At 72.8% G+C, this 16,604-nt stretch carries 18 protein-coding genes; 13 read left to right on the top strand and 5 right to left on the bottom strand.

The features are described 5' to 3' along the window. From atpD to BX285_RS01040, 4 genes are all read left to right on the top strand, one after another. Complete coding sequence (gene atpD, locus BX285_RS01055; RefSeq protein ID WP_097236229.1) at positions 1 to 1,446, top strand: F0F1 ATP synthase subunit beta; 1,446 nt, start codon at positions 1 to 3, stop codon at positions 1,444 to 1,446. 184 nt (positions 1,447 to 1,630) lie between these two features. After that, the gene (locus BX285_RS01050; protein WP_097236228.1) at positions 1,631 to 2,014 is read left to right on the top strand and encodes a F0F1 ATP synthase subunit epsilon; all 384 of its coding nucleotides are present in this window, start codon (positions 1,631 to 1,633) and stop codon (positions 2,012 to 2,014) included. A 148-nt stretch (positions 2,015 to 2,162) separates the two neighbouring features. After that, positions 2,163 to 2,663: a DUF2550 domain-containing protein gene (locus BX285_RS01045; RefSeq protein WP_030057523.1), complete on the top strand. Its 501-nt coding sequence runs from the start codon at positions 2,163 to 2,165 to the stop codon at positions 2,661 to 2,663. 22 nt (positions 2,664 to 2,685) lie between these two features. Then, on the top strand, positions 2,686 to 3,258 hold the full coding sequence (locus BX285_RS01040; protein ID WP_121174231.1) for a cob(I)yrinic acid a,c-diamide adenosyltransferase: 573 nt from the start codon (positions 2,686 to 2,688) through the stop codon (positions 3,256 to 3,258). Here BX285_RS01040 and BX285_RS01035 read toward each other — a convergent pair. After that, positions 3,255 to 3,851: a hypothetical protein gene (locus tag BX285_RS01035; RefSeq protein ID WP_183106971.1), complete on the bottom strand. Its 597-nt coding sequence runs from the start codon at positions 3,849 to 3,851 to the stop codon at positions 3,255 to 3,257. The two genes, BX285_RS01040 and BX285_RS01035, sit on opposite strands and share 4 nt — an antisense overlap. Before the next feature lie 156 nt (positions 3,852 to 4,007). Between BX285_RS01035 and BX285_RS01030 the strand changes: the two genes are divergently transcribed. From BX285_RS01030 to BX285_RS01010, 5 genes are all read left to right on the top strand, one after another. After that, entirely contained in the window at positions 4,008 to 5,210 is a 1,203-nt protein-coding gene (locus tag BX285_RS01030) for a sensor histidine kinase (RefSeq protein WP_259470398.1), read from the top strand. Beyond that, the gene (locus tag BX285_RS01025; protein ID WP_097236225.1) at positions 5,207 to 5,857 is read left to right on the top strand and encodes a response regulator transcription factor; all 651 of its coding nucleotides are present in this window, start codon (positions 5,207 to 5,209) and stop codon (positions 5,855 to 5,857) included. The genes BX285_RS01030 and BX285_RS01025 overlap by 4 nt, the downstream gene beginning before the upstream one ends. Before the next feature lie 203 nt (positions 5,858 to 6,060). Then, the gene (locus BX285_RS01020) at positions 6,061 to 6,930 is read left to right on the top strand and encodes a 3-hydroxyacyl-CoA dehydrogenase family protein (protein WP_097236224.1); all 870 of its coding nucleotides are present in this window, start codon (positions 6,061 to 6,063) and stop codon (positions 6,928 to 6,930) included. A 352-nt stretch (positions 6,931 to 7,282) separates the two neighbouring features. Then, complete coding sequence (locus BX285_RS01015; protein ID WP_097236223.1) at positions 7,283 to 7,606, top strand: STAS domain-containing protein; 324 nt, start codon at positions 7,283 to 7,285, stop codon at positions 7,604 to 7,606. A 183-nt stretch (positions 7,607 to 7,789) separates the two neighbouring features. Then, positions 7,790 to 10,054 (top strand): ATP-binding protein, encoded by a 2,265-nt coding sequence (locus BX285_RS01010; RefSeq protein WP_121174230.1) that lies wholly within the window; start codon positions 7,790 to 7,792, stop codon positions 10,052 to 10,054. Between the two features lie 4 nt (positions 10,055 to 10,058). Here BX285_RS01010 and nucS read toward each other — a convergent pair whose 3' ends face one another. Further along, positions 10,059 to 10,718, bottom strand: coding sequence for an endonuclease NucS (nucS, locus tag BX285_RS01005; protein WP_030057515.1), 660 nt, complete (start codon positions 10,716 to 10,718; stop codon positions 10,059 to 10,061). A 480-nt stretch (positions 10,719 to 11,198) separates the two neighbouring features. Between nucS and BX285_RS01000 the strand changes: the two genes are divergently transcribed. Continuing rightward, positions 11,199 to 11,591, top strand: coding sequence for an SCO5389 family protein (locus BX285_RS01000; protein WP_097236221.1), 393 nt, complete (start codon positions 11,199 to 11,201; stop codon positions 11,589 to 11,591). A gap of 103 nt (positions 11,592 to 11,694) precedes the next feature. On the opposite strand, the gene BX285_RS00995 is transcribed toward BX285_RS01000, so the two are convergent. Next, positions 11,695 to 12,843 (bottom strand): LLM class flavin-dependent oxidoreductase, encoded by a 1,149-nt coding sequence (locus BX285_RS00995; RefSeq protein WP_121177138.1) that lies wholly within the window; start codon positions 12,841 to 12,843, stop codon positions 11,695 to 11,697. Positions 12,844 to 13,233: 390 nt separating this feature from the next. On the opposite strand from BX285_RS00995, the gene BX285_RS00990 reads away from it, so the two are divergent. Next, entirely contained in the window at positions 13,234 to 13,557 is a 324-nt protein-coding gene (locus tag BX285_RS00990; protein ID WP_121174229.1) for an ATP/GTP-binding protein, read from the top strand. Between the two features lie 19 nt (positions 13,558 to 13,576). Here the strand turns inward: BX285_RS00990 and BX285_RS00985 are convergent, their stop codons facing one another. Continuing rightward, a complete protein-coding gene (locus BX285_RS00985) occupies positions 13,577 to 14,344 on the bottom strand; it encodes an ABC transporter permease subunit (RefSeq protein ID WP_097236219.1) in 768 nt (255 codons plus the stop codon). A 1-nt stretch (position 14,345) separates the two neighbouring features. Further along, positions 14,346 to 15,350 (bottom strand): ABC transporter ATP-binding protein, encoded by a 1,005-nt coding sequence (locus tag BX285_RS00980; RefSeq protein ID WP_097236218.1) that lies wholly within the window; start codon positions 15,348 to 15,350, stop codon positions 14,346 to 14,348. A 92-nt stretch (positions 15,351 to 15,442) separates the two neighbouring features. Here BX285_RS00980 and BX285_RS00975 point away from each other — a divergent pair, with 92 nt between their 5' ends. After that, positions 15,443 to 16,240, top strand: a complete 798-nt coding sequence (locus tag BX285_RS00975; RefSeq protein WP_097236217.1) for an alpha/beta fold hydrolase — start codon at positions 15,443 to 15,445, stop codon at positions 16,238 to 16,240. Then, positions 16,237 to 16,557 carry a hypothetical protein gene (locus tag BX285_RS00970; RefSeq protein WP_097236216.1) on the top strand — a complete coding sequence of 107 codons (321 nt, stop codon included), beginning with the start codon at positions 16,237 to 16,239 and terminating at the stop codon, positions 16,555 to 16,557. Before BX285_RS00975 ends, BX285_RS00970 begins: the two co-directional genes overlap by 4 nt. The last annotated feature ends 47 nt before the right edge of the window (positions 16,558 to 16,604 follow it).

The following is a 16,604-nucleotide window of genomic DNA, read 5'->3' as shown; positions in this document are numbered from 1 at the left end:
ATGACCACCACTGTTGAGCCGACCACGGCGACGGGCCGCGTCGCGCGGGTCATCGGCCCGGTCGTCGACGTGGAGTTCCCCGTCGACGCGATTCCGGAGATGTTCAACGCCCTTCACGTCGAGGTGGACAACCCCGACGGCTCGGGCAAGAAGACCCTGACCCTTGAGGTCGCCCAGCACCTCGGCGACGGCATGGTCCGCGGCATCTCGATGCAGCCGACCGACGGCCTGGTCCGCGGTTCGCAGGTCACCGACACCGGTGCCGCGATCTCCGTGCCGGTCGGCCAGATCACCAAGGGCAAGGTGTTCAACGCCCTCGGTGACGTGCTGAACGTCGACCAGAAGGAGTTCGACCAGCAGGTCGAGGTCCGCTGGCCGATCCACCGCAAGGCCCCCGAGTTCAAGGACCTTGAGTCCAAGACCGAGATGTTCGAGACCGGCATCAAGGTCATCGACCTGCTCACCCCGTACGTCCAGGGTGGCAAGATCGGTCTGTTCGGTGGTGCCGGTGTCGGCAAGACCGTTCTGATCCAGGAAATGATCTACCGCGTCGCCGAGAACTTCGGTGGTGTGTCGGTGTTCGCCGGTGTCGGCGAGCGCACCCGTGAGGGCAACGACCTCATCGACGAGATGGTCGACTCGGGCGTTCTGGACAAGACCGCGCTGGTCTTCGGCCAGATGGACGAGCCGCCGGGCACCCGTCTGCGCGTCGCGCTCTCCGCGCTGACCATGGCGGAGTACTTCCGTGACGTCGAGAAGCAGGACGTGCTCCTCTTCATCGACAACATCTTCCGGTTCACCCAGGCCGGTTCCGAGGTGTCGACCCTGCTCGGCCGCATGCCCTCCGCAGTGGGCTACCAGCCGAACCTGGCCGACGAGATGGGCCTCCTGCAGGAGCGCATCACCTCGACCCGCGGTCACTCGATCACCTCGATGCAGGCGATCTACGTCCCCGCGGACGACCTGACCGACCCGGCGCCGGCCACCACCTTCGCCCACCTGGACGCGACCACCGTTCTGTCGCGCCCGATCTCGGAGAAGGGCATCTACCCGGCCGTCGACCCGCTGGACTCCACGTCCCGCATCCTCGACCCGCGGTACATCGCGCAGACCCACTACGACACGGCCATCCGTATCAAGGGGATCCTGCAGAAGTACAAGGACCTCCAGGACATCATCGCGATCCTCGGTATCGACGAGCTGTCCGAAGAGGACAAGATCACGGTTCACCGTGCCCGTCGCATCGAGCGCTTCCTTTCGCAGAACACCTACGTGGCGAAGCAGTTCACCGGTGTCGAGGGTTCGACCGTGCCGCTGTCGGAGACCATCGAGGCCTTCAACGCGATCGCGGACGGCAAGTACGACTCCGTCCCGGAGCAGGCCTTCTTCATGTGCGGTGGCATCGAGGACCTGGAGAAGAACGCCGCCGAGCTGGCGAAGAAGTAGTCGCGGCCGGTAGCAGCTGAGTGACCGTGAGGGGTGGGCCCCAGCCCTGGGACCCACCCCTCGCGTCGCATCGGCTGTGATTCCGGTCAAATCCGTGCCGCCGGTTTCATGCCGGAGGCGCGGGGCCGTTATTCTTACCGAAACTCCCGAGTAATCGGGCGTTGCATGAGCCTAGGAGCCCACGTTGGCTGAGCTGCACGTCGAGCTGGTCGCAGCCGACCGCAAGGTGTGGTCCGGCGCGGCCACCATCGTCGTCGCCCGTACGGCCTCCGGTGACACCGGCATCATGCCGGGCCACACCCCGGTGCTGAGCGTGCTGGAGACCGGTCCGGTCACCATCCGCACGGTGGACGGCGGCACCGTGATCGCCGCGGTGCACGGCGGCTTCATCTCCTTCGCCGACAACAAGCTGTCTCTGCTCGCGGAGATCGCCGAGCTGGCGGACGAGATCGACGTCGCGCGTGCCGAGCGCGCACTGGAGAAGGCCCAGTCGGACCTGGACGCGCACGCCGAGCGGCGTGCCGAGGTCCGGCTGTTCGCGGCGCGCGGCCTCAAGGCCCACGTCTGAGTGTGCCGGACCCCGGCTTGGCGGGGTCGACCGACGGTCCCGGGGACGCGCGAGCGTGACCCCGGGACTGTCGTCGTAGTTGGTAGGTCAGCGCGGTCGCTTGATACGACCGCTACGGGGAACGCGGGTAGCGAGGAGGTAGGTGAGCATGGTCCTCGCGCTTGTGGTGTGTGCGGCGGTCGTGGCCCTGGGTGTGATCGGCCTGATGGCCTTCGCCGTGCGCCGCCGCCTGATCCAGCGGGTGGGCGGCACGTTCGACTGCAGTTACCGGCTCAAAATGCCCGCGGACGCCTCGACGCAGCCCGACCTCGACGAGAACGGCAAACCCACCTCCGCCCCGGTCCCCCCGACCGACGGCAAGGGGTGGGTTTTCGGTATCGGCCGGTACAGCGGCGACTCGATCGAGTGGTTCCGGGTCTTCTCGTACGCCCCGCGCCCGCGCAAGGTGCTGCCGCGCCGGGAGATCGAGGTGCTCGGCCGGCGCTACCCGGAGGGCCAGGAGGAGCTGGCGCTGCTCTCCGGCTCGGTGGTGCTGCGCTGCCTGCACAACGGGGCGCCGCTGGAGCTGGCGATGAGCGAGGACGCACTGACCGGCTTCCTCGCCTGGCTGGAGGCGGCCCCGCCCGGGCAGAGGGTTAACGTCGCCTAACCCGCCGGGCTAGGGTGGCCGCATGGTCAATCTGACGCGCATCTACACCCGTACCGGCGACGACGGCACCACCGCGCTCGGCGACATGAGCCGGACCACCAAGACCGATCCGCGGCTGATCGCGTACGCCGACGCCAACGAGGCGAACGCGGCGATCGGGGTGGCCCTCGCGGTCGGGGCGCTGCCGGAGGACGTGGCGGCGGTGCTGGTCCGGGTCCAGAACGACCTGTTCGACGTCGGCGCCGACCTGTCCACCCCGGTGGTCGAGGACCCGAAGTACCCGCCGCTGCGGGTGCTGCAGTCCTACGTCGACCGGCTGGAGGGGGACTGCGACCACTACCTGGAGCAGGTGGAGAAGCTGCGCAGCTTCATCCTGCCCGGCGGCACGGCCGGCGCGGCCCACCTGCACCTGGCCTGCACGGTGGTGCGGCGGGCCGAGCGCTCCACCTGGGCGGCGATCGCGGAGCACGGCGACACCGTCAACCCGCTGACCGCGAAGTACCTCAACCGGCTCTCCGACCTGCTGTTCATCCTGGCCCGGGTGGCCAACAAGGAGCGCGGGGACGTGCTCTGGGTGCCGGGCGAGAACCGCTAGAGCCGGTCGGCCGGGGCCTTCTCCTCGGCCACCACGCGGCCGTTCTCGACCCGGACGCCCTCCGGCGCCTCCTTGGGCCAGAGCGAGAAGCAGCCGGCCACGACCAGGTTGACCACGGCCGCGATGCCGAGCTTCCAGTACCACTGGGCGAAGGTGGCGTAGTGGGCCGAGCCCGCGGAGAGCGGGACGAGCAGGGTGATCAGGCTCAGCGTGATCGCGGCGGAGACGACGGTGCGGCCGGCGACCTGCCACTCGTACCTGGTCCGCTCCGGGCCGTACTTCGGCGAGGGCAGCGGCTTGGGGCCGCCGGCGAAGCGGTGCGGGAAGTGCCGGTCGGCCCAGCGGACCAGCGAGGGGCCGTAGCCGACCGAGAAGCCGGCGTAGCTCGCGGCGAGCGCGTGCACCCAGCTCGCCTCGGCGCCGCCGCGCAGGTTGAGCACGGTGAGCGCGTACAGGGCGAGGTCGACGGCGGGGAGGCCGAGCAGCAGCACGGTGCTGGTGCGCTGCCACCGCAGCAGGTAGCGGGCGGAGAGGGCGAGGCCGAGCACGATCCACCAGGAGATCTCGGCCGCGACGATGAGGGTGACGATCACGTTCTGCTCCAGGGCGTTCGGCGGTGCCTCCAGCCTCGTGCGCGGGTGCGCCCGTGTCGTCGTCGTGCAGTGCTGTCCGGGCCTGCACCTTTCGATGTAGCGGCCTCCTCCGTGGACCCGAGCCGGGTGGGCCGCCGGGAATGGTGGGATGGGGACGTGCTCCTACCGTCCGTCCCCCCGCGCCGGCTCGACCGGCTGATCGCCCTGGCCGGGCTGCTCGGCGGCGCCGTGCTGATCGCCTTCAAGGTGTACGACCGGGCCGACCGCCTGCCGCTGTGGGCGGTGGCGCTGCCGATGCTGGTGATGGCGGGGCTGGAACTGGTCCGGCGGACCCGGCCGGTGCTCGCGGTGACGGTGGGCGGGCTGGCCTTCGCGGCCAGCGTGTTCTCCGGCAGCCTGCTGGCGACGATGATCATGTACACCGATCTGCTGTACGCGGCGGTGCTCTACGGCACCCGGCGGATGTCGCGGGTGCTGCACCTGACCGGCGGCGCGACCGTGCTGGTGCTCTCCGGCCTGGCCTGGTACGCGGGCGGCACCGCGGCCGGACTGCTGATCGTGGTGGTCGGCTCGCTGGTGTTCCTGGCCCCGGTGTGGACCGGCGACCTGGTGCGCAAGCACCGGCAGGAGGCGGAGACCGAGCGGCTGCGGGCCGAACAGACCGCGCTGCTCTCGGAGCTCGACCGCCGGGAGGCGGTGGGCGCCGAACGGGCGCGGATGGCACGGGAGTTGCACGACGTGGTGGCCAACCACCTGTCGGCGATCGCGATCCACGCCACCGGCGCGCAGTCCGTCGCCCGGCGGCGGAGCCTGCCCGAGGACGACCCGCTGGTGGAGGTGCTGGCGGTGATCCGGGAGAACAGCGTCCAGGGATTGGCCGAAATGCGTCGCATGATCGGACTGCTCCGGGACAGTGGCGGGGGAGAGGTCGACGAGTCTTACGCGGCGCCCGACCTGGCCGCGGTGGACGCCCTGCTGGCCAAGGCCCGGGCGGCCGGCCGGGACGTCGGGCTGGACTTCGAGCTGGCCGAGCACGGTGAGCGCGGGCAGCTGCCGGTGCCGGTCGGGCTGGCCGCGTACCGGATCGTCCAGGAGTCGCTGACCAATGCGCTCAAGCACGCCGCGCCCGGACTGGTCCGGCTGCGGCTGGAGTTCGGGCCCGAGGACCTGCGGATCGCCGTCGACAGCCCGTACCGGGACGAGCCCGGCCGCGGACTGCCCGGCGCCCGGGCCGGATTGGTGGGCATGGCGGAGCGGGCCGGACTGCTCGGCGGCAGCTTCGAGGCCGGGCCGAAGGACGGGTACTGGAGCGTGCGCGCGGTGCTGCCGCGGGCGCAGGAGAGCGAGGGGCGGGCATGACGATCCGGGTGCTGGTGGCCGAGGACCAGGCGGCGGTACGGGCGGCGCTGGTGATGATCCTGCGCGCCGAGCCGGAGTTCGAGGTGGTCGGGCAGGCCGCCGACGGCGAGGAGGCCGTCCGGCTCGCGCTGGAGCTGCGGCCGGACGTGGTGCTGATGGACGTGCAGATGCCCCGGCTGGACGGCGTCTCGGCGACCCGCGAGGTGGTCGCCGCCGGGGCCGCCCAGGTGCTCGTGCTGACCACCTTCGATCTGGACGAGTACGTCTACGGGGCGTTGCGCGCGGGTGCGGCCGGGTTCCTGCTCAAGGACCTGGAGGCGGACACCCTGGTCGAGGGCATCCGGACGGTGGCGCGCGGGGACGGCATGCTGGCGCCCTCGGTGACCAGGCGGCTGATCGGGGCCTTCGCCCGCCCGGAGCGGCAGGTCGGGCCGGAGGCCCGGGAGGCGGTGGCCGGGCTGACCGGCCGCGAGCGGGAGGTGCTGGCCTGCCTCGGGACGGGGATGTCCAACGGGGAGATCGCGGCCCGGCTGGAGATGGCCGAGGCGACCACCAAGACGCATGTCAGCCGGATCCTGGCGAAGCTGCGGCTGCGCAGCCGGGTGCAGGCGGCGATCCTCGCCCAGGACCTCGGACTGACCATCTGACCGTCCGACCGTCCGACCCTCCGATCGGCTACTTGGGCGGCTGACCAGGTCGGTTGCAGATCACACTCTCGATTGCTATTGCGGGCGGGATCCGGGCACTAGAGTCCCGGGGACGAGCGATGCGGCTCTCCGGCGGTCACCCCTGCCCTGAGCCGCCTTCAGGGCCCGCCCGCGAGGCGGCGACGGCATCGGGAGACCCAGCCATGAGCAACGCGTCCAGCAAGCAGATCGCCGTGATCGGTGCCGGCCTGATGGGTGCCGGCATCGCCCAGGTCTCCGCCCAGGCCGGCCACCCGGTGGTGCTGCGGGACGTCACCGAGGAGGCGCTGCAGCGCGGCCTCGCGGGTATCCGCGCCTCCTACGAGAAGTTCGTCGCCAAGGGCAGGCTGAGCGCCGAGGACGCCGAGGCCGCGCTGGGCCGGATCACCACCACCACCGACCTGGGCGCCGTCGCCGAGGCCGACATCGTGGTCGAGGCCGTGTTCGAGCAGCTGGAGGTCAAGGAGGCCGTCTTCCGCGAGCTCGACAAGCTCGCCAAGGACGGCGCGGTGCTGGCTTCCAACACCTCCGCCATCCCGATCACCCGGATCGCCGCCGCCACCCGGCGCCCGGAGTCGGTCGTCGGCGTCCACTTCTTCTCGCCGGTCCCGATGATGAAGCTGGTCGAGCTGGTCCGCGGCTACAAGACCAGCGACGAGACGCTGGCCACCGTCCGCGCCTACGCCGAGGGCATCGGCAAGGAGGTCGTGGTGGTCAACCGCGACGTCGCCGGCTTCGTCACCACCCGCCTGATCACCGCGCTGGTCGTCGAGGCCGCCAAGCTGTACGAGTCGGGCGTCGCCACCGCCGAGGACATCGACACCGCCTGCCGCCTCGGCTTCGGCCACGCGATGGGCCCGCTGGAGACCGCCGACCTGACCGGCGTGGACATCCTGCTGCACGCCGCCCGCAACATCTACACCGAGACCCAGGACGAGAAGTTCGCCGCCCCGGAGCTCATGGCCCGCATGGTCACCGCCGGCGACCTGGGCCGCAAGAGCGGCCGCGGCTTCTACCCGTACGAGGGCAAGTAGCCGACGGGGGCGAACGACCGGGCGGGCCGTGCGATCGGAGCATCGTGCGGCCCGCTCCACCGAGGGCGGGTGAGTTTCCTCACGCCGGGTGCCGCAGACGGGTGATTTGGGCGGTAATCGAGCGTAGGTGTGGAGGCTTCCTGCGTATATTCCCTCGGACGAGTGAAGTTGCTTCAGATCCGGCCGGAACCAGCAACCTGCGGAGCCGGTACACCGTCAGATGAGGGAACCCGGCATTCCGACCGGGTCCGGGTGTCAGGGCCACGGCCCGCCCGGAACGCCCCCGCTCCCGCACCCGGTACGGCCGGGGCGGACCCGCCCCGCACAGGCCGTCCAGGCGAAGGAGGAGAGCATGCGCATCACCGGCGACCACAGGGCGCTGGCCATCGAAGGCCGCCTCGACGTGCGCACCGCTGCCGACGCGCGGGCCCGACTGCACCAGGCCGTGGACGGCGGCTTCGGCGACCTCGTACTCGACCTCGCCCGGCTGGAGTTCTGGGACGCCACCGGCCTCGGCGTGATCATGGGCACCCACCGGCGGGCCGGCCGGATCGGCCGGCGCCTGGTGCTGCGCTCAGTCCCGGCCCAGCTCCAGCGGCTGCTGGTCGCCACCAAGCTGCACCGCATCCTCGCCGTGGACGGCGGCATCGCCGAGGCGCACGGAGTCGCGCTGTAACGTTCCTGGTCAGCGCCGCCCACCGGCCTCCGGCCCCGATCCGCCCTGCACGGGCGGGCCCGGATGTGCGAGAGTCTGCCCGTCAGAAGACGGCGACAGGCCCCGAGACCGCCCGCGGCCGCGACCGGGACGTCAGCCGGTCGGTGCGGAGCGCCGGCGGCCGAGCACGATGCGGAGCAGAACGTGGCACAGCCATCCGGGGAGTTCCGGCAGGAGGCGGTCCGCACCCGCGGCGGTGAACTGGTCTCCGGCGCCCTGCTGGTGGGGGTCGGCGCCCCGGAGGGCTCGGAGGCCCGGCCCTGCCCCGAGGAGTGGCGGCCCCGCCCGCGCCGGATCGGACGCAGCGAGCCCGCCCGCGGCCCGGTCGGCGGCGTCGGCCGGGCCGTCGGCCCGCTCGCGCTCGGCGCCGGACCCGCCGACCTGCCGCTGCTGGACCGCGAGGCCGACATCGCCGAACTGCTCGGCCTGCTCGCCGAGGGCCGCTCGATACGCCTGGTCGGCCAGGCCGGCTCGGGCCGCAGCGCGCTGCTGTCGGCCGTCGCCGAGGCCGCCGCCGACCTCGCCCCCGGCGGAGTCGTCCAGCTCTGCGGCCACCGCCGCACCGCCGCCGACCTGCTCCAGGACCTCTTCGCCGCCACCCACCACGCCCCCGGCTTCCGGCCCGACCCGGCGCAGCTGGCCGCCCACCTCGCCGAGGTCGCCGCGGTCGTCGTGATCGACGAGGCCGAGCCCTCCGGCGCCGAACTGGAGCACCTGCTCGCCACCGCCCCCGGCTCCGCCTTCCTGGTGTCCGTCGCCCCGGGCAGCCCGCCGCCGGCGGCCGGCTCCCGGATGCAGGACCACCTCGTCGCCGGGCTCTCCCGCTCCGCCTGCCTCGCCCTCACCGGCCGGCTGGCCGGACGGCCGCTGGACGTCGCCGAGAAGGCCTGGGCGGTGGACCTCTGGTTCGAGTCCGAGGGCCTGCCGCTGCGCTTCGTCCAGGCCGCCGCCCTGCTGCGCCAGCGGGACGTCTCGGTGGACGCGCTGGTCGCCGCCGAGGACGACCGGATGGACGTCTTCGGCGCGGTCGAGGAGCCCGTCCGCGACGCCGACCCGGCGATCCGCGAGGACGCGTTGCGCCGCACCGTCCCGCTGCCCTCCGTCGCCGAGACCGCCTCGCCCGCCGTCCGCCTCGCCGAGGGGCTGAGCGAGCCCGCGCGGGCCGTGCTGCGGCTCGCCGTCGCGCTCGGCGGCGAGTGCCCCACCGCGCCGCACCTGCCCGCGCTGATCGACGTCGGCCAGGGCGAGGCCGCCCTCGCCGAACTCGCCGACGCCGGGCTGGCGGTGTCCATCGGCGGGCACCACCGGCTGACCGCCGGCGCGCTCGAACTGCTCGCCCCGCACTGGCCGCCGCTCGGCTGCGTCGACGGCGCCGCCCAGCATTTCGCCTGGTGGGTCGGGCACAGCTCGGTGACGCTGGAGCAGATCGCCGCCGAGGCCGAGGTACTGATCGGCGTCCTGCTCGCCGACCGGGACGCCGGACGCCACGAGGCGGTGGTCAAGCTCGCCCGCGCGGCGGCGCCGGCACTGGCGCTGGCGCTGCGCTGGGGCGCCTGGGAGCGGGTGCTGCAGCTCGGCCTGGAGGCGGCCCGCCGGGCCGGCTCGCCGATCGACCAGGCCTGGTTCCATCACGAGGCGGCCGTGCACGCGTTCTGTGTCCAGCAGCCGTCCCGGGCCGTCGCGGAGCTGGAGACGGCACTGACTCTGCGGGCGACCGTGGGGGAGCAGCGCGGGGTCGCCTCCGCGCGCCGGATGCTCGACCTGCTGCGCGCCGACGGACGGCAGCTGCCGCCCGCCGCGCCCGCCGCGGCGCCCAGCCGGCCGGTCATCCGCAAGATCGCGGCCCGGGTGCCGGCCCGGCTGAAGTCCAGCCGGCGGCGCCGGGTGGTCGTGGTCTCCACGGCCGTCCTGACCCTCGGGGTGCTCGGGACGGCGGTGGCGATGAGCTTCAGCGGGCCGCAGGACCGTACCGACAAGGACCCGCACAGTGGCCGGCTGGACGACGGCAGCGCCCAGGACGCGCCGTTCCCGCAGCCCTCCGGCAGCGGCACCGGCCCGGCTGCGCCCGGCACGGTGCCGGGCAGCCCGGCGGCGCAGAGCGGCAGCGCGGAGCCCTCGGCGAGCGGCAGCGCGTCGCGTTCGCCGAGCGCCACGGCGTCGAAGAAGCCGAGCTCCTCGCCGGGGGCGACCGAGTCGCAGGCCCCGCAGCAGCCGCAGCCGCCCGCACCGGGCCAGCCGCAGCCGCCGGCGCCGCAGCCGGGGCAGCCTCAGCCGACCTGGCCGCAGCCGACGAAGACGGCGCCGAGCCAGTCCACGAGTCCGGTGCCGACCCCGAGCAACCCGACGACGTCGCCCTCCGCGACGCCGACGACCCCGAGCGGGACGGCCACCCCGACCTCCGGGACCTGACCGGTCAGAACAGCTTGAGCTTGTCGTCGTCGATGCCGCGCAGCTCGTCGTAGTCCAGGACCACGCAGCCGATGCCCCGGTCGGTGGCCAGCACGCGGGCCTGGGGCTTGATCTCCTGCGCGGCGAAGACGCCCTTGACCGGGGCCAACAGCGGGTCCCGGTTGAGGAGTTCGAGGTAGCGGGTGAGCTGCTCGACGCCGTCGATCTCACCGCGGCGCTTGATCTCGACGGCCACCGTGGCGCCGTCGGAGTCGCGGCAGAGGATGTCGACCGGGCCGATCGCGGTCGGGTACTCGCGGCGGATGAGCGACCAGCCGGCGCCGAGCACCTCCATCCGGTCCGCGAGCAGCTCCTGCAGGTGCGCCTCGACGCCGTCCTTGATCAGGCCCGGGTCCACCCCGAGTTCGTGGGAGGAGTCGTGCAGCACCTCCTCCAGCGTGATGATGAGCTTCTCGCCGGCCTTGTTCTCCACCGTCCAGACCCCGTCGGCCTCCTTCAGGGCGCACGGCGGGGACATCCAGTTGAGCGGCTTGTAGGCGCGGTCGTCGGCGTGGATGCTGACGCTGCCGTCGGCCTTGACCAGGATGAGCCTGGTGGCGGAGGGCAGATGGGCGGAGAGCCGACCGGCATAGTCGACTGAGCAGCGGGCAATTACGAGACGCACGGTCGACCACGCTAGCCCACCGGGGCCAGTTGATGCGATTCCGCGACGACGGGGTGAAGAAAGCGCGAACCCCGCGAACATGGAGGTTCAGCGGTTCCGCTCCCTCCGTCGGGGTCTGGCGCCCATCCCCTCGGGTCGCTACGGTGTGTGACGGCACGCTTGCGGGATCGTTGTCAACGGGGACGGAGACTTCAGATGAACGATCCGACAGGATCCGGCCAATCTGGTTCACCACGGCGTAATTCCGAAGCAATCCACAGGAACGACCGGCCTGTTCCGCCGTTGACTGCCACGCTGTTCTGAGCGCTGTCGGTGTTCGGGACGTCACGTCCCGTGCCGCAGCGGCTGGTCGCGAAGGTGCCGGAAACGCCTGTCCCACGGCGTTCCGGACACCCCACACGATGTCGCCCACCCTCACCTGAGCTTGGACTACGCACGACCACCCGGGCGCCGCGCGGGTGGACCGCGAGAGGAGAATCCATGTCGCTCGACGTCTCACCGGCCCTGCTGGAGAAGGCTGAGCGGGGCGAGGTCGACGAGCGGGAATTCGTCGACTGCGTCCGCGTCTCCCTGCCCTACGCCTGGGACCTGATCAGCTCGCTGGTCGCCCAGGCGAAGGTCGACGGCACCGACTTCGCCGACAACCACGTGCCGCCGCCCAGCGAGCAGGCCCGTGGCCAGCTGCTGCGCGCCCTGGCCAGCGACGCCATCCGGGGCGCCCTGCAGCGCCACTTCGGGGTGCAGCTGGCCTTCCAGAACTGTCACCGGGTGGCGGTGTTCCTGCCGTCGGAGGCCAACGAAGCGCGGTACACGCGCTTCACCTCCGTCCGGGAGCAGCTGCTCAACCAGTCCGAGGAACTGCGGGACTGCTGAACGGCGGTACCACCGCCACGGCGCCGGCCGCCCCCGTCCCCCGGTTGCGGGGGAGGGGGCGGCGGCGTTGCGGTCGCCCCGGTCGCCATCGCCCCGGTCGCGGTCACGCCAGTTGCGGCAGCACCTCGGAGCCGAGCCGGGCGATGTTGTGCAGGGTCGCGTCCTGGTCGCCGCTGCCCTCGGCGAGCAGCGTGAAGCGGCGGATACCGGTCCGCTCGGCGGTGGCCAGCAGCCGGTCGGCGCACTGCCGCGGGGTGCCCACCGCGTGCAGGTCGCAGAGGAGTTCGGTGTACTGGCGCGCGTCACGCATCTTGCGCTCGCGGCCGTCCACGGTGCGGTGCGCGCCCAGCCCGAGGTCGAACCAGCCGGGCATCGCGTTCAGCAGGGTGGAGCGGGCCGCCGCGGCGCGGTCGTCGACCTGCGCCACCCCGGCGGCGACGTGCCGCCGGCTCACCCGGCGCAGCTGTTCCTCGCTGCGCCCGGCGGCCAGCCAGGCGGTGCGGTACAGCTCCAGCATCCGCAGCTTGTCCTCGTCCCCGGAGTGCATGCCGAGCAGCATCGGCAGGCCGCGCTCGGCGGCCAGCCTGACCCCGCCGGGGGAGGTGCAGGCGACCACCACGGGCGGACCGGCCACCGGCCGTCCGGTGACGGTGAGCTCCTCGCCGAGGCCGTCCTCGTCCTGGCGCTGGCGCGGGAAGCGCACCGTGCCGGGACGCTCGCCGAGGCCGAGCCAGCTGCTCAGGGCGGGCCGCCGCACCGGTTCGGTGGCCCGTGGGACCACCGCCACCTCGGGGAAGGAGAACTGGGGGCCGTCCGCGCCCACCCGGGAGCCGCGCAGCCAGCGCAGCAGCAGGTCCAGCCGCTCCGGGAAGCCGTGCTCGAAGGCGTCCACACCGTCGCCGAACACGTCCAGGTCGATCCACGGCCCGCCGCGGCCGACCCCGAGCGTGAAGCGGCCACCGGAGGTGAGGTGCAGCAGCGCGGCCTGCTCGCCGAGGGCCACCGGGTGGCGGGTGGAGAGCACGCTGACCGCGGTGCCGACGCCGATCCTGCGGGTACGGCCGAGCAGCAGCCCGGCCAGCGTGGCGGCGTCCGGGCAGACCCCGTACGGCACGAAGTGGTGCTCGGCCAGCCAGACGCTGTCCAGGCCTGCGCGTTCGGCCTCGACGGCGGAGTGGACGGTGCGCTCCAGCGCCTCGCCGTGGCTCTGCCCGGGGAACTGCGCGGACAGCAGGAACAGGCCGACCCGCACCGGCGCGGTGTCGGCCGGCCGCGCCCCGGCGCGCTGGGCCGTGGGCAGTGGCTCGCCCGCGACGGCCGTCACCGGAGGGACGGAGGTCAGCGACGGCCCGGACGCGGGCGGCCGGACCCCGACGGGTCGACGGGTCTCGGCACGGGCACTGGTCTTGGTCATCCTTGGGCCTCCTCGGGTGCGCGCAGGGTCTGCGGGCCCCGCCTCTCCCCCTGTGGGTATCCGATGTCATGTGCCAATGGCACGCGGAGACCCGAATTTCCCCGATGATCGGGTGGATCTCGGCAAAAACACCGGAGCGTCCGACGGAGCCGTGATAGTGGCCGAACGGGAGGCCGTGCGGCCGTAGGCTGGAACGACCGAGAGCCCCCGGAAGAGAGGCAGTCCGCCGTGTCGCCGCGCCGTAACCGGATCAAGAGCGCCGCCCCCCAGGAGAGCGTCGAGCCGACCGCCCCGCTCGGCGGTTCGCTGCGCCGCACGGAGAGCTATCAGGGCGACGACTGGGTGGTCCAGACGGTCGCCGGGACGTCCGGACGGTCCTACCGCTGCCCGGGCTGCGACCAGGAGATCCCGCCGGGCATGGGCCACGTGGTGGCCTGGCCGATGCACGGCGCGGGGGTGGACGACCGGCGGCACTGGCACCGGGCCTGCTGGGGAGCGCGGGAGCGCCGGGCCTCCAACGTGCTGCGAGGCCGCGGCGCTCCGCGGTACTGACGGCCTGTTACCGACTCCCTTACGCGTCCCGCTTCTTGAGCACCAGCGCGCCGCCGGCCAGGGCTGCGGCCGTCCAGGCGAGGCAGATCAGGAAGCCGGGCCACGGCCCGTAGGGCTGGCCGTGCTGCTCGTACACCAGCAGCATCCGCGAGCCCGCGTAGTCGGGGAAGTAGTGGGCCAGGGTCTTGACCTTCGGCACCGCCGAGAGGATCGGCGAGAGCAGGAAGAAGAACGGCACCAGCACGCCGAGTGCCAGCGTCTGGTTGTGCAGCATGGTGGTGACGCCCGCCGAGAACAGGCAGAGCATCGTCAGGTACAGCGCGGCGCCGAAGACCGCGCGCAGCACGTGCGGTTCGCCGAGGGTGGTGGAGTGCGAGCCGAGCAGCGCCTGGCCGACGAAGAAGGTGACGAAGGCCGTCACCAGCGAGACCACCAGGGCGAGCGCGCCGAGCACCGCGGCCTTGCCGCCGAGCAGGGTCGCGCGCTGGGGGACGGCGGCCAGGGTGACCCGGATCATGCCGCTGCTGTACTCGTTGCCGATCGCCAGCACGCCGAAGACGATGATGGCGAGCTCGCCGAGCATGATGCCGGCGAAGGCCGTGCCGGTGGCGTCGAACGGGGTCTGCTCGTTGCGGCGGAACTCGGTGAAGTTGTTGTTGGTGAGCAGGGACAGCAGCGCGCCGATGCCGACGGTGACGACGAAGGTCAGCGCGAGCGTCCAGACCGTCGAGCGGACGCTGCGGATCTTCGTCCACTCGGAGCGCAGGATCGCCGGGAAGGACGCCATCTCAGTTCTCCTCCTGCCGTGCCGCGGCGGTCTGCCGGGCGCCGTCCGCCTTCCAGCCGGCGCCCCAGACGCCGGCCGCGCCGGCCGCGTCCCGGCCCGGTCCGTCGCCCGCGTGGTACTCCACCGAGTCGGCCGTCATCTGCATGAACGCCTCCTCCAACGAGGCCTGTTGCGGGCTGAGTTCGTGCAGCACCACGCCGTTGGCCGCGGCCAGTTCGCCGAGCCGGGCGAGGTCGCCGTCGACCACCTCCCAGGAGCCGTCCGGGCCCGCTTCGTACCGCAGGCCTGCGGCGGCCAGGACGTCGAGGAGCCGTTCCGGCTCGGGGCTGCGCAGCCGTACGGCGGAGCGGGAGTTGCGCCGGATGAACTCCGGCATCGGCAGGTCGGCGAGCAGCCGGCCCCGGCCGATGACCACCAGGTGGTCGGCGGTGACGGCCATCTCGCTCATCAGGTGGGAGGAGACGAAGACCGTCCGGCCCTCGCCGGCGAGGCGCTTCATCAGGTTGCGGATCCAGAGGATGCCCTCCGGGTCCAGGCCGTTGACGGGCTCGTCGAACATGACGATCTCCGGGTCGCCGAGCAGGGCCGAGGCGATGCCCAGGCGCTGGCCCATGCCGAGCGAGAAGCCGCGGGCCCGCTTGCGGGCGACCGGGGTGAGGCCGACCAGGGCGAGCACCTCGTCCACCCGGCGCTCCGGGATGCGGTTGCTCTGGGCGAGCCAGAGCAGGTGGTCGCGGGCGGTGCGGCCGGGGTGGACGGCCTTGGCCTCCAGCAGTGCGCCGATGTACTTGAGCGGCTCGCTGAGCTGCCCGTAGCGCCTGCCGTCGATGGTGACCCGGCCGCCGGTGGGGCGGTCGAGGTCGAGGATCATGCGCATGGTGGTGGACTTGCCGGCGCCGTTGGGACCGAGGAAGCCGGTCACCACGCCCCGGGGCACGGTGAAGCTGAGCCGGTCCACCGCGAGCGTCTTGCCGTAACGTTTCGTCAGGTCGTGCAACTCGATCATTCGCGCTCCCTTGCTCCTTGGCAGGTTAGGACAAAGCGGATATCGCGGCCCGCTGAGTGGGCCCGCCGGGCGTGCCGGAATACGGTGGGCGCATGACCGAGCTCCCCTCCGCAGTGTCCGTCCGCGAGAGCGGTACCGGAACACCCCTAGTGCTGCTGCACGCCTACCCGTTGAACGCCTCCATGTGGTCGTCCCAGCTGGACACGCTGCCCGGTCCGACCGGGGCCGGGGCCCGGGTGCTCGCCCCCGACCAGCGAGGGTTCGGCGGCACCGAGCTGGGCTCCGACGAGCCCTCGCTGGACCACGTCGCGGACGACCTCGCACTGCTGCTGGACGCCGCCGGGATCGAGCGCGCCGTGGTCGTCGGGCTCTCCATGGGCGGCTACGCGGCGCTGGCCCTCGCCCGCCGCCACCCCGGGCGGCTGTCCGGCCTGCTGCTGGCCAACACCCGCGCCACCGCCGACCCGGACACCGTCCGGGCCAACCGGGAGCGGATCGCGGCCGCCGTCACCGCGCGGGACAGTGTGCAGCTGCTGCTGGACGAGCGGGTCGCGGCCGGGCAGCTCGGGCCCGACTCGCAGCACCTCGTGGAGCGGGTGCAGACGATGGTCGCCGCCGCCTCGCCGGCCGCCGTGGCCTGGGCCCAGCGGGCCATGGCGGCCCGCCCGGACTCGCTGGACGTGCTGGCCGGGCTCCGGGTGCCGGTCGCGGTGGTGACGGGCGCCGAGGACTCCCTGGTGGCGCCGGAGGAGGCCGAACGGATGCTGCGGGCCCGCCCGGACGCCGAACTGACCGTCATCCCCGGAGTGGGCCATCTGAGCGCCCTGGAGGCGCCCGAGGCCTTCGACACGGCCGTCCGCGCCCTGCTGGACCGGGTGGCGGCCGGATGAGCCAGGAGAGCCAGGACGCGGCCGCCTGGGACTTCTCGGCACTGGAGGTGACCGGCCGGATGCCGGTGACCAACCGGGGCGAGGGGCTGCTCGAACTGACCCTCGAACCGCTCGGCGAGGACTACTGGATGCGCCCGGGGGAGACCTTCACCGTCACCTCGTACGGCGACCACGGATCCGGGCACCCCTTCGAGGTGCAGTACTGGCCCGACTCGGTGTCGGTCTGGTGCACCTCCTGGTTCGGCACCGTCTCGGACGACGAGGGCAACCAGCTCAGCAGCGGGCACCAGCGGCCGGACGGGGCCTACCCGAGGTAGTGACGGGCGATAAGCCCGCAGGCCCTCACCCGGGAGGGTGAGGGCCT

Source organism: Streptomyces sp. 1114.5 (assembly GCF_003635085.1).
Taxonomy (GTDB): domain Bacteria; phylum Actinomycetota; class Actinomycetes; order Streptomycetales; family Streptomycetaceae; genus Kitasatospora.
This window is presented reverse-complemented; position numbering and strand designations above follow the sequence as displayed.

What these genes read in the sequence shown, in the direction of transcription:
- BX285_RS01040 (WP_121174231.1), top strand. Translation starts at nt 2,686, where the DNA reads ATGGTCAATCTGACGCGCATCTACACCCGTACCGGCGACGACGGCACC.
- BX285_RS01015 (WP_097236223.1), top strand. Translation starts at nt 7,283, where the DNA reads ATGCGCATCACCGGCGACCACAGGGCGCTGGCCATCGAAGGCCGCCTC.
- atpD (WP_097236229.1), top strand. Translation starts at nt 1, where the DNA reads ATGACCACCACTGTTGAGCCGACCACGGCGACGGGCCGCGTCGCGCGG.
- BX285_RS00980 (WP_097236218.1), bottom strand. Translation starts at nt 15,350, where the DNA reads ATGATCGAGTTGCACGACCTGACGAAACGTTACGGCAAGACGCTCGCG.
- BX285_RS01020 (WP_097236224.1), top strand. Translation starts at nt 6,061, where the DNA reads ATGAGCAACGCGTCCAGCAAGCAGATCGCCGTGATCGGTGCCGGCCTG.
- BX285_RS01045 (WP_030057523.1), top strand. Translation starts at nt 2,163, where the DNA reads ATGGTCCTCGCGCTTGTGGTGTGTGCGGCGGTCGTGGCCCTGGGTGTG.
- BX285_RS00970 (WP_097236216.1), top strand. Translation starts at nt 16,237, where the DNA reads ATGAGCCAGGAGAGCCAGGACGCGGCCGCCTGGGACTTCTCGGCACTG.
- BX285_RS00975 (WP_097236217.1), top strand. Translation starts at nt 15,443, where the DNA reads ATGACCGAGCTCCCCTCCGCAGTGTCCGTCCGCGAGAGCGGTACCGGA.
- BX285_RS00985 (WP_097236219.1), bottom strand. Translation starts at nt 14,344, where the DNA reads ATGGCGTCCTTCCCGGCGATCCTGCGCTCCGAGTGGACGAAGATCCGC.
- BX285_RS01025 (WP_097236225.1), top strand. Translation starts at nt 5,207, where the DNA reads ATGACGATCCGGGTGCTGGTGGCCGAGGACCAGGCGGCGGTACGGGCG.
- BX285_RS01000 (WP_097236221.1), top strand. Translation starts at nt 11,199, where the DNA reads ATGTCGCTCGACGTCTCACCGGCCCTGCTGGAGAAGGCTGAGCGGGGC.